18 protein-coding genes are annotated in these 10,236 nt (G+C 55.9%); 16 read left to right on the top strand and 2 right to left on the bottom strand.

Translation table 11 applies throughout. The features are described 5' to 3' along the window. Positions 1-94 precede the first annotated feature (94 nt). The 14 genes from RC85_RS27725 (at position 95) to RC85_RS23390 (ending at position 7,452) form a co-directional block, all read left to right on the top strand. Positions 95-259, top strand: a complete 165-nt coding sequence (locus tag RC85_RS27725) for a hypothetical protein (RefSeq protein WP_162273248.1) — start codon at positions 95-97, stop codon at positions 257-259. Between the two features lie 453 nt (positions 260-712). After that, the gene (locus RC85_RS23425) at positions 713-1,018 is read left to right on the top strand and encodes a hypothetical protein (RefSeq protein WP_157594039.1); all 306 of its coding nucleotides are present in this window, start codon (positions 713-715) and stop codon (positions 1,016-1,018) included. A 389-nt stretch (positions 1,019-1,407) separates the two neighbouring features. Beyond that, the gene (locus RC85_RS27720; protein ID WP_162273247.1) at positions 1,408-1,707 is read left to right on the top strand and encodes a hypothetical protein; all 300 of its coding nucleotides are present in this window, start codon (positions 1,408-1,410) and stop codon (positions 1,705-1,707) included. Positions 1,708-1,841: 134 nt separating this feature from the next. Beyond that, positions 1,842-1,964 (top strand): hypothetical protein, encoded by a 123-nt coding sequence (locus tag RC85_RS28915; protein WP_261340490.1) that lies wholly within the window; start codon positions 1,842-1,844, stop codon positions 1,962-1,964. A gap of 58 nt (positions 1,965-2,022) precedes the next feature. Beyond that, a complete protein-coding gene (locus RC85_RS23420) occupies positions 2,023-2,376 on the top strand; it encodes an immunity 22 family protein (protein ID WP_068267171.1) in 354 nt (117 codons plus the stop codon). 665 nt (positions 2,377-3,041) lie between these two features. Next, positions 3,042-3,473, top strand: a complete 432-nt coding sequence (locus tag RC85_RS23410) for a hypothetical protein (RefSeq protein WP_068267169.1) — start codon at positions 3,042-3,044, stop codon at positions 3,471-3,473. Positions 3,474-3,831: 358 nt separating this feature from the next. Next, the gene (locus RC85_RS27715) at positions 3,832-4,077 is read left to right on the top strand and encodes a hypothetical protein (RefSeq protein WP_149753291.1); all 246 of its coding nucleotides are present in this window, start codon (positions 3,832-3,834) and stop codon (positions 4,075-4,077) included. Between the two features lie 240 nt (positions 4,078-4,317). Further along, positions 4,318-4,440 carry a hypothetical protein gene (locus RC85_RS28910; RefSeq protein WP_261340489.1) on the top strand — a complete coding sequence of 41 codons (123 nt, stop codon included), beginning with the start codon at positions 4,318-4,320 and terminating at the stop codon, positions 4,438-4,440. A gap of 313 nt (positions 4,441-4,753) precedes the next feature. Continuing rightward, on the top strand, positions 4,754-4,924 hold the full coding sequence (locus RC85_RS27145; protein WP_157594038.1) for a hypothetical protein: 171 nt from the start codon (positions 4,754-4,756) through the stop codon (positions 4,922-4,924). Then, positions 4,921-5,334 carry a hypothetical protein gene (locus RC85_RS23405; RefSeq protein ID WP_149752496.1) on the top strand — a complete coding sequence of 138 codons (414 nt, stop codon included), beginning with the start codon at positions 4,921-4,923 and terminating at the stop codon, positions 5,332-5,334. The genes RC85_RS27145 and RC85_RS23405 overlap by 4 nt, the downstream gene beginning before the upstream one ends. A gap of 111 nt (positions 5,335-5,445) precedes the next feature. Next, positions 5,446-6,036: a YfbM family protein gene (locus RC85_RS23400; RefSeq protein WP_068267167.1), complete on the top strand. Its 591-nt coding sequence runs from the start codon at positions 5,446-5,448 to the stop codon at positions 6,034-6,036. 153 nt (positions 6,037-6,189) lie between these two features. Beyond that, complete coding sequence (locus RC85_RS23395; RefSeq protein ID WP_068267166.1) at positions 6,190-6,537, top strand: hypothetical protein; 348 nt, start codon at positions 6,190-6,192, stop codon at positions 6,535-6,537. Between the two features lie 355 nt (positions 6,538-6,892). Next, the gene (locus RC85_RS27710) at positions 6,893-7,105 is read left to right on the top strand and encodes a hypothetical protein (protein WP_149753229.1); all 213 of its coding nucleotides are present in this window, start codon (positions 6,893-6,895) and stop codon (positions 7,103-7,105) included. After that, positions 7,087-7,452: a hypothetical protein gene (locus tag RC85_RS23390; RefSeq protein ID WP_068267165.1), complete on the top strand. Its 366-nt coding sequence runs from the start codon at positions 7,087-7,089 to the stop codon at positions 7,450-7,452. Before RC85_RS27710 ends, RC85_RS23390 begins: the two co-directional genes overlap by 19 nt. Positions 7,453-7,675: 223 nt before the next feature. Here RC85_RS23390 and RC85_RS27140 read toward each other — a convergent pair whose 3' ends face one another. Both RC85_RS27140 and RC85_RS23385 read right to left on the bottom strand, forming a co-directional pair. Next, positions 7,676-7,831: a hypothetical protein gene (locus RC85_RS27140; RefSeq protein ID WP_157594035.1), complete on the bottom strand. Its 156-nt coding sequence runs from the start codon at positions 7,829-7,831 to the stop codon at positions 7,676-7,678. 6 nt (positions 7,832-7,837) lie between these two features. Further along, entirely contained in the window at positions 7,838-8,119 is a 282-nt protein-coding gene (locus tag RC85_RS23385) for a hypothetical protein (protein WP_068267164.1), read from the bottom strand. A 522-nt stretch (positions 8,120-8,641) separates the two neighbouring features. On the opposite strand from RC85_RS23385, the gene RC85_RS28655 reads away from it, so the two are divergent. Both RC85_RS28655 and RC85_RS23370 read left to right on the top strand, forming a co-directional pair. Beyond that, positions 8,642-9,118 carry a hypothetical protein gene (locus RC85_RS28655; protein ID WP_200836870.1) on the top strand — a complete coding sequence of 159 codons (477 nt, stop codon included), beginning with the start codon at positions 8,642-8,644 and terminating at the stop codon, positions 9,116-9,118. 143 nt (positions 9,119-9,261) lie between these two features. Further along, positions 9,262-9,729: a hypothetical protein gene (locus RC85_RS23370; RefSeq protein WP_068267162.1), complete on the top strand. Its 468-nt coding sequence runs from the start codon at positions 9,262-9,264 to the stop codon at positions 9,727-9,729. Positions 9,730-10,236 lie beyond the last annotated feature (507 nt).

The raw sequence follows: 10,236 nt of genomic DNA, 5'->3' as shown, positions 1-10,236 counted from the left end.
CCCAGTGAGTTCGGATCTACCAAAGGGTTCCTCACGTTTTCAATCCACACGCCCCGCCGCGAAGCGGCTTACTTGAACCCTTGCATGCACCGGAGTGGCGGCCGCACACTTTTCTCTCTGCTTGCACGTCAAATCCCGCCACCTCGGTGATGCATACCGTTATCCGACTAAATATCAACGAGATCGCCATGAAGACTCCTATCGCTATTACGCTGATCACCTGCGGCACGATACTCATGCTGTCCCCAGCAATGATTAACGTGCTTCAACATCGGCAGTTATCAAGCACGCTACAAGCTCGGCCAGATTTCACGAACCTATCGGCTGCCAAGCTAGTTGCTGGGGAACCTATGCCAGCGATGTTTACTTTCGCGTGCGTTGCAATCGGTATCGTCATGATTGGATTGTCGACCTACCTTTCAATTCGCTTCCCCTCTCCCCCCGAATCAATGCGTAGCACTACGGAACCGATTTTTTCACCAAGTACAGACCATCCACAATAGGGGGTAACCAACGCGTGCACCAAAGTGGCGGTGGTCGGCGTTTCCGCCTGCCTGCAAGGGCACTCCCGCCACCCGCTGAACCGAACCGTTAGCCAACTGAAATCCAAATGACCGAACTACCGAAATCAGACTGGCCACAGCTGCGAAAACTCGCGCGGGTGGCTTGGTCGCGCATCGCCGCCCGCGATCTTGCCAGAACGCAATCTCAGATGGAGGAATTGCACTCCACCGAAGACATAGCGGACGCACGATTCACCGAGATCGTCGAATTCGACAAACGGCAAACCAACTGGTACTTCCGAGCATTTGCCGGTGCATGCCCAGAACGCGCGGTTTACGACGCTTACTGGGACGGCGTACTTTCCGACGACGATTTCTCTGACTTACCTGCGAGCATCACTGATGCTCGTGATCGGTATATTGCGACCACATGGGACACGACCAGCATGTCGCAGATAGACACGCCCCAAACCGATAAACTGAATCGCAAAGAACGGTCTTTGTACATTGACTGACACTGCGATCACCGAACCAAAGACGCCGGATAACCATCGCATGCACCGGAGCGGCGGTGGTTAGTTTTTCTGTTTGCTTGCACGTCTTTCGCCGCCGCCCGGTGATGCGTACCGTTATCCGACTGAGCCGCAGACACTTGCTGCCCGCCTCGCGCCCTGCGGGGCACAACCAACGCACAACCAAACCCGCTTTGCCCAAACGCTCGACCAACATCGAAGTGCCGACTGCCCTGCGGGGCATCAACCAACGCCTGAATTCCAATGCTCAATTAATGCCGACGTGCCGGATGCACTGCGTGGCACAACCAACGCCTGACTTCGGTTCCTCGATTTAATGCTGCTTGCCGAAACTTGCCTTGCAGGCCACTCTTTGCTACTCTTTCAGCACGGTGATGGTCACCCACGGGGACGAAGTCCGCGCTGACCGATCGTATCGCACTGGTGTGTTGCGGATAACCATTGCATGCACCGGAGTGGCGGCCGCACGCTTTTCTTTCTGCTTGCACGTCAAATCCCGCCACCTCGGTGATGCATACCGTTATCCGACTGAGCCGCGGAAACTTGCTGCCCGCCTCGCGCCCTGCGGTGCACAACCAACGCGTAAAACACGACCGCCAACACTGCTTTGCCCCCAACGCTCGATGAAACCGAAGTGCCGACTGCCCTGCGGGGCATCAACCAACGCCTGAATTCCAATCCTCAATTAATGCCGACGTGCCGGATGCACTGCGTGGCACAACCAACGCCTGTCCTTGTACACTCGATTTACTGCTGCTCGCCGAAACTTGCTTGAACGCCCGCTCTTTGTTACGCTTTCATCACGGTGATTGTCACCCACAGGGACGAAGTCTGCGCCGACGGACCGTATCGCGGTGGTGTATTGCGGATAACCATTGCATGCACCGGAGTGGCGGCCGCACACTTTTCTCTCTGCTTGCACGTCTAATCCCGCCACCTCGGTGATGCATACCGTTATCCGACTCAACATACCCTGCTTATTCCCTATGGACACCGTTCATATTTTCGCCTGTGCCAGGCGTTTTATTGACGCTCAACACTTTGCCGACTTCGTTGAGGCAGATTACAGCGATGATGGCGATATCATCGACTCGGAGTTTATGCGTGAAATTGGGCTTCACGATGGATACGAACCCATGACCATCGAGAAATGCCTGCTTTCCGACACCGCGAATCTGCGCTCTGCCCTTTCCGGTTGCTCCTACCTAGATCAATATATCAACGACTTGCCGATTGACCTCTCCGCCGATGCAATCGTCTGCGTATTCTCACCAAATCGCCCCAAATCTCCTTCTCTGTCTTCAATGACGTACGTGGGCGCGTTTAGCTACACCCCATGATTGCGGATAACCATTGCATGCACCGGAGTGGCGGCCGCACACTTTTCTCTCTGCTTGCACGTTAAACCCCGCCACCTCGGTGATGCATACCGTTATCCGACTGAGCCGCGGACACTTGCTACCCGCCTCGCGCCCTGCGGGGCACAACCTACGCCTCGATTGGCTGAGCGCTCAACTACTTCAACGCTTGGCTCTGCTCCATTTACTTGCGACTGGACTTCCCAATCGTTACTCTGGACCGAACTGGTCGATTCCAACGGTTGCTCGCGTCGCGGGTCACCGACGGAGCGGGACGCCAGCGGAACACGACCCAACCCTCGTCATGATTCGATCCCCGATTCCGAAGACCTTTACCGCGATTCAAAGTTTGATCATGTGGCGACGTCCCGTCGATGTTTTCTGCTTCGCAGGCTATGCTCGATCCGTCATGGCAGCGTCCCGCCGATGTTTTCTGCTCGCGCAGGTCATGCTCGATTCACACCGATGTTTTCGCATTGTCTGTTCTCGCTCTTGTGCCTCGGGCCTGTCGCTGGTTTCCATCGCACCCCATGCCGCCGGATAACCAAAGGATGCACCGGAGTGGGGCTTGCGGCCGTTTCCTGATGGTTACTTTTTCCGTCCCCACCCGGTGATCCTAGACGTTATCCGACTGATCGCAAATGCTTATGACCAACACTGATTTCAAGGACTGGGCGACGCGCAATGGACTGGACGCCGAAACCGCCAACGCGATCATCGACTGTGCGGCCACGCCGGAAGAAGCGAAGGCGGCGTTTGACGCGATGGAGCCTGGCCCACCGATTTATCCATTGGATAACATATGCGGCCTACATGACACGGATGGTTACGGGGCATCGCCCGGGAAACATGGCTTCATCTTCATTGGCTATTGCCCAAACGGTGACCAGATAGCGGTAGACATTGGTGACGATTGCGGTTCAATTTGGTATATCGGGCATGAAACCATGCATGCGGAACCGCTCCGCCAAAACGCGGTCCGTGTTGGCGACGACCTGCGTTCCGTACATAAATCAATTACTACCGACTTTGACTTTCCCAGAGATTTTTACGATGCTAAGAAGCAGTTCGGCGGATAACCATCGCATGCACCGGAGCGGCGGTGGTTAGCTTTTTCGTTTGCTTGCAAGTCTTTCGCCGCCGCCCGGTGATGCGTACCGTTATCCGACTGGGCCGCGGACACTTGCTGCCTTCCTCGCGCCCTGCGGGGCACAACCCATGCTCGACCAAAACCGCTTTGCCCCCAACGCTCGATTAATACTCAAGTCCAGACTGCCCTGCGGGGCATCAACCGACGCCCGAATTCCAATGCTCAATTAATGCCGACGTGCCGGATGCACTGCGTGGCACCAACCAACGCCTGTCTTCCGGTTCTCGATTTAATGCTACTGGCCGAAACTTGCTCGAACGTCCAGTCTTTGCTACTCTCTCCACATGGTGATTGCCACCCACGGGAACGAAGTCCGCGCCGGCGGACCGCATCTCAATGGTGTGTTTCGGATAACCATTGCATGCACCGGAGTGGCGGCCGCACACTTTTCTCTCTGCTTGCACGTCAAATCCCGCCACCTTGGTGATGCATACCGTTATCCGACTGAGTCGCGGACATTTGCTGCCCGCCTCGCGCCCTGCGGGGCATTGCCAACGAACGACCAAAACCGCTTTACCCCACCACTCGAATAACACCGAAATGCCGACTGCCCTGCGGGGCACCAACCAACGCCTGAATCTCAATGCTCAACCAATGCCGAAGTGTCGACTGCGCTGCGGGGCATCAACCGACGCCTGAATTCCAATGCTCAATTAATGCCGACGTGCCGGATGCACTGCGTGGCACAACCAACGCCTGTCCTTGAACACTCGATTTACTGCTGCTCGCCGAAACTTGCTTGACCAACGAAAATTTGCTACGATTTGCACTTGGTGATTGTCACCTACGTGGACGAAGTCCGCACTGACGGACGGCATCGAAATGGTGTGTTGCGGATAACCATTACATACACCGGAGTGGCGGCCGCACGCTTTTCTCTCTGCTTGCACGTCTAATCCCGCCACCTCGGTGATGCATACCGTTATCCGACTGAACCGCGAACACACGCTGCCTTCCTCGCGCCCTGCGGGGCACAACCAACGCGTAAAACACGACCGCCAACACTGCTGTGCTCCCAACGCTCGACCAACACTCAAGCCCAAACTGCCCTGCGGGGCATCAACCGACGCCTGAATTCCAATACTCAATCAATGCAGACGTGCCGGATGCACTGCGTGGCACAAACCAACGCCTGTATTCCCGAACTCGATATACTGCCTCCCACAGAAACTTGCTTTGCCGGCGACACTCTGTTACGCTTTCCCCACCGTGACTGTCACCCACGTGGACGAAGTCCGCGCTGACGGACCGCATCGCAATGGTGTATTGCGGATAACCATTGCATGCACCGGAGTGGCGGCCGCACGCTTTCCTCTCTGCTTGCACGTCAAATCCCGCCACCTCGGTGATGCTTACCGTTATCCGACTGAAGATCCATGAGCAAAATGCGATGTAGTTGCGGTCACGCAATCTCAGACTCAAACTGCCCGTGCCCGACTGAGGCAAGCGTCATTGATGACGTTGCTTACGATATGTTCGATGACTTGTTCACCAAACGCGTGGATCTGTTTCTGGACGCCGTCCGCGAAGGGCGTCGTCGCCAATGGATCGACGCTGAACTTACCTCGCAATACCCCGACCAATGCACGGATGGCGACGTTATCTCGACACTGCTATCATCGTGCCTGATGGATCACTGCCTGAGCCTTGCCGAATGCCCGCAATGCGGTCGACTTTGGATCCAACGTGGAATCGGCGTCAACAAGTACCGGGCATTTTCGCCTGTTGAACCCGGCTTCGAGGGGCACCTCGCTGCCGAACCCACCAATGTCTCGCAGGACGACGGATAACCATTGCATGCACCGGAGTGGCGGTGGCAGACTTTTCCCTTTGCTTGCATGTCAATCGCCGCCACCTCGGTGATGCTAGCCGTTATCCGACTGAAATGATTGGCTTGCTGCATGAGCATGATTTGCAACCTAGCACGCATCACTGACGAATTAAGGCGGCAAGTTCACGCCGATCCTCGGCTGGTCACGCAACTGCTCTATCCCGACGTTCGGGCCGATGCTGTCGCCAAACCGTCTCTTTTGAGTCGCTTGCTTGGTCGCGCTCACGCGGCGAATGAACGTGTGCTTGCTGAGATATCGCCAATCGCAGAACGTGATCAGACTGATATCGACAAATCCTGGCACGCAATTCATTTTCTCTTGACTGGATCGGACTGGGATGGCGACTTCCCAAACGGTTTTCTGGTGTCATGTGGCGATCCTGTCGGTGATGTCGATGTCGGCTATGGGCCAGCACGTTCATTTTCGTCCGGCCAAGTCGCAAAAATCGCCGACTTCTTGACCGCTCAATCTGACGCTGATCTACGTAAAAGGCTCGACTATGCTCAAATGCGGGAGCTAGAGATTTACCCATCAATTTGGGACGACGAGGAGGCAATGGTCGATGAATGGGAATACATACTCGACGGCTTGCAAACGACGCGGGACTTCCTGTCCGAAGCGAAGGACCGCTCGCTATCCCTTCTGGTCTTCCTAAACTAAGTGCGGCGTATAACCATGGGTTGCACCGGAGCCGGGCTTGCGAGCGTTTTCTGATGGTTAACTTTTCCCTCCCGGCCCGGTGAACCCTACCGTTATCCGACTGAACAATCGCCGAGCACTCACAAAACCAAGACGCTTTCAAGGATAGCTCGCATGGTTGCCGCTGATCGAACCTCTCGCAAAGACGAAACGCATCTTTGCGACCTAACGATACTTGGCAAGCTATTTGCATTCTTGATCGCGCCGATCATTTGCTTGATCGCCGCAATGGCATTTACTGCGACCTTGACCGGCTTCGTTTCTGCCCTGCTGACAGTGACCGGCCTGTACACCGAGGAGCCAACCAATAGCCTCTTGCTTTCAATGCTTGCCGTGTCTTGGGTCTTGCTATCCTACGTAGCATCGCCGGTATCTTCGGTCGTATCACGATGGTTTGATCGTCGCGGACTTCCTCTTGTCGATCAGGCTGCAAAAGCTGAAAGAATTCACAAGAACGGATAACCAAAGGATGCACCGGAGTGGGGCTTGCGGCTGATTTCTGATGGTTACTTCTTCCGTCCCCACCCGGTGATCCTAGACGTTATCCGACTGAGCCGCGGACATTTGCTGCCTTCCTCGCGCCCTGCGGGGCATATCCCAGGCTCGATCAAATCCGCTTTGCCCCCGACGCTCGACCAACACCGAAGTGAAAACTGCCCTGCGGGGCATCAACCGACGCCCAACTTCCAAAGCTCGAACAATGCTGACGTGCCGGATGCACTGCGTGGAATAACCAACGCCTGTCTTCGGTTGCTCGATTTAACGCTGATTGCCGAAACTTGCCTTGCAGGCCACTCTGTGCTACCCTTTGAACACGGTGGATGCCACCCACGGGGACGAAGTCCGCGCTGACCGATCGTATCGCATTGGTGTTTTCCGGATAACCATTGCATGCACCGGAGTGGCGGCCGCACACTTTCCTCTCTGCTTGCACGTCAAATCCCGCCACCTCGGTGATGCTTGCCGTTATCCGACTGACATATGCCTCCACAGAATCCCTACCAGCCTTCGATGCTCGCGGATGGCGTGAAGCCTTCTTGGCATCAGCGCCTCTTGATGCCAGTGCTCGGCGTGATCGCTGGGTTCGTATCCTGGACTGCAATGCTCTTATCGACTACTTCGACTGACATCTCGCCGCCAACAATTCCTGGCGCGGCCAACGTCACCGCTGCGAGAATGGTTTACGTCGAAATGTTGTTCGTCTGGGCTGCATACTTGTTCGCCATCATATCGGTGGCCTTCCTTGCGGCCTCAGCGATTACTGGATCGAACAACCTGATGCCCGCCAAGATCTGGTTTGCGCTCTGCCTGTTTCTCGCGTCTATTTCCATTCTCCCGTCGGCTATTGCTCTCGTGCGTGGATTCCCGGTATTCTAAACCGGGTGCAATGCACCGCACCCTGGTGCGCTGCGGATAACCATCGCATGCACCGGAGCCGGGCTTGCGGGCGGTTTTGTCTGCTTGCAAGTCAACAGTCCCGGCCCGGTGATGCGTACCGTTATCCGACTGAGCCGCGGACACTTGCTGCCCGCCTCGCGCCCTGCGGGGCACAACCAACGCATGAATTCCATGCCGCTTGCTCAACGCCATTGCTCCGGCTTCACTTGGATGACGATTGACTCACTGCAAACGATACCTGAACCAACGCTGACAGTTCCTCGATCAATTCAAACTCGTGTTGGCGATGCGAAGCTTTACCCTTTGCTTGCACGACCGGCGACGACGTACCGTATCGGCGGCGATCTTCCTTGGTCACGCATCTTCACTGATCGCCGCCGATACGGAACGTCGTCGCCTCCAAGGTTGTTTCCACCGCAACTTCGTAGCCGACGCCTGATGTCACGGGCGACCGCATTGGAACGTTTTTCCCTAATTCAACCCTCTGCGGTAACGTCAAATTTGCCGACGACGATTGATCCTTTCCCTTCCGGGCCATCATCGTCGGCAAATTTGACGTAACCGCAATCACTTCGTTACACTGGCGTTCCGACTGACCGCCTCGTAGGTGGCGGTCACCAACGTAAACATGATCGCGGATAACCATGGGATGCACCGGAGTACGGCTTGCGCGATTTTCCGTGATGGGTTACTTTTCTCTCCGTACCCGGTGATCCCGGCCGTTATCCGACTGAGCCGCGGACACTTTCTGCCTTCATCGCGCCCTGCGGGGCACAACCAACGCACGACCAAAACCGCTTTGCCCCCAACGCTCGATCAATACTCAAGTCCAGACTGCCCTGCGGGGCATCAACCGACGCCCGAATTCCAATGCTCAATTAATACCGACGTGCCGGCTGCACTGCGTGGCACCAACCAACGCCTGTCCTTGAACACTCGATTTACTGCTGCTCGCCGAAACTTGCTTGACCAACGAAACTTTGCTACAATTTGCACTTGGTGATTGTCATCTACGTGGACGAAGTCGCGCTGACGGACGGCATCGAAATGGTGCTTTGCGGATAACCATTGCATGCACCGGAGTGGCGGCCGCACACTTTTCTCTCTGCTTGCACGTCAAATCCCGCCACCTCGGTGATGCATACCGTTATCCGACTGAATTTATTGCATGTCTGACAGCGAACCGACACGTTTACGATGCGATGACATTGCCTACCGCTCTGGATTCATTGAAGTGCGACGAGTTCATGCTTCTCATGTCAACTTGGAGGTCTGGTCGCTCGATCCCGACGCCGTGAATGTGGACGCCGAATGGGTGACTGACGTTCCGGATAATGCGGTAACCGGCAACGTCGAATTGGAATTGAGCGTTCGATCGGCTATAATGCTCGCGGACAGTTTGCACGTGCTTGCCATCCGCGAACCGGCGACAGAGGATGATCATCCTAACTGTGACGAATGCGGATCACCGTTCTTTTCATCTCTTATTACGATGTCCGCTTTGTGCCCGGAGTGTTCCCACTATCTGTATGGCAAGCCGAATTGTGCACACTCATTCTGTGGTGGACGTTGTCGTCGATGCGGATGGGACGGATCGGTGTCTGAACATGTGGCATCAATCAAGGGCACAGCATACGACGGATAACCATCGGATGCACCGGAGTTGTTCCGCTCCGCGACATCGGCGGTTGCCTTCGGCATTATACCGCCGATGCCGCTCCACTCCACAACCCGGTGATCCGTAGCGTTATCCGACTGAAATCGCGTTATGTGTGAACCAAATCTCTGATGGAATACGCAACCTGGATAGGCGTCCGCTCGGACTATGCCCTGTTGCTTGAAGACATCGCGAACGGACAATCCGTCGGCTTCCCCCGTGACTATGCCATGATCTTCACGCGCCCTTATCATGAATACCTTGATTGCGACGGACTTGAGACCGGATCGTTGCTGATGATTCTCTGCATGGCCCTATCGGACATCGTGGGGCACCAAGACGCGTTCCCGCTGATCCACGACCCCGAGTGTGCTGCCGCTGTCAACGGGTTTCGCTCACCCGATCGTTCGATGACACGACTAGCCGAGACCGTCGCCACTGCTCTTGACGTCATTTCCGAGACGGACTTTCACTCTCGTGAAACGCACCGCAAATACGAGCACCTGCAGTCGATGTTGCCTTGGGTGCGTGAGCACATTATCTTGGATCATTTCCGGCGTCTCGCGTCTGGCAACAATATCGAACCAAATGACGGATAACCATGCGATGCACCGGAGTCGCGTGTCAGGCGTTTGGGCAATGGTTGAGTCTATCGACGCGACCCGGTGATCGCAACCGTTATCCGACTGAGCCGCGGACACTTGCTACCCGCCTCGCGCCCTGCGGGGCACAACCAACGCGTACAGCATGACCGCCAGAACCGCTTTGCCCCCAACGCTCGATCAATACACAAGTCCAGACTGCCCTGCGGGGCATCAACCTACGCCCGAATCCCAATCCTCAATCAACGCAGACGTGCCGGATGCACTGCGTGGCACTAACCAACGCCTGTCTTCTAGCACTCGATATACTCCTGCCCGACCAAACTTGCTTGACCGACCGCTCTTTGCTACGATCTACACAAGGTGATGGTCACCCGCGAGGACGAAGTCCGCGCGGACGGACCGCATCGCAACGGTGTATTGCGGATAACCATTGCATGCACCGGAGTGGCGGCCGCACACTTTTCTCTCTGCTTGCACGTCAAATCCCGCCACCTCGGTGAT

Source organism: Rubripirellula obstinata, assembly GCF_001642955.1.
Taxonomy (GTDB): Bacteria; Planctomycetota; Planctomycetia; order Pirellulales; family Pirellulaceae; genus Rubripirellula; species Rubripirellula obstinata.
The sequence above is the reverse complement of the archived record's forward strand: the minus strand, read 5'-3'. Positions and strand labels throughout refer to the sequence as shown.

Excerpts from the sequence above, each read along its gene's own strand:
- RC85_RS23425 (WP_157594039.1), top strand. The coding sequence starts at position 713 with ATGGAGGAATTGCACTCCACCGAAGACATAGCGGACGCACGATTCACC.
- RC85_RS23420 (WP_068267171.1), top strand. The coding sequence starts at position 2,023 with ATGGACACCGTTCATATTTTCGCCTGTGCCAGGCGTTTTATTGACGCT.
- RC85_RS23410 (WP_068267169.1), top strand. The coding sequence starts at position 3,042 with ATGACCAACACTGATTTCAAGGACTGGGCGACGCGCAATGGACTGGAC.
- RC85_RS23405 (WP_149752496.1), top strand. The coding sequence starts at position 4,921 with ATGAGCAAAATGCGATGTAGTTGCGGTCACGCAATCTCAGACTCAAAC.
- RC85_RS23400 (WP_068267167.1), top strand. The coding sequence starts at position 5,446 with ATGAGCATGATTTGCAACCTAGCACGCATCACTGACGAATTAAGGCGG.
- RC85_RS23395 (WP_068267166.1), top strand. The coding sequence starts at position 6,190 with ATGGTTGCCGCTGATCGAACCTCTCGCAAAGACGAAACGCATCTTTGC.
- RC85_RS23390 (WP_068267165.1), top strand. The coding sequence starts at position 7,087 with ATGCTCGCGGATGGCGTGAAGCCTTCTTGGCATCAGCGCCTCTTGATG.
- RC85_RS23385 (WP_068267164.1), bottom strand. The coding sequence starts at position 8,119 with ATGGTTATCCGCGATCATGTTTACGTTGGTGACCGCCACCTACGAGGC.
- RC85_RS28655 (WP_200836870.1), top strand. The coding sequence starts at position 8,642 with ATGTCTGACAGCGAACCGACACGTTTACGATGCGATGACATTGCCTAC.
- RC85_RS23370 (WP_068267162.1), top strand. The coding sequence starts at position 9,262 with ATGGAATACGCAACCTGGATAGGCGTCCGCTCGGACTATGCCCTGTTG.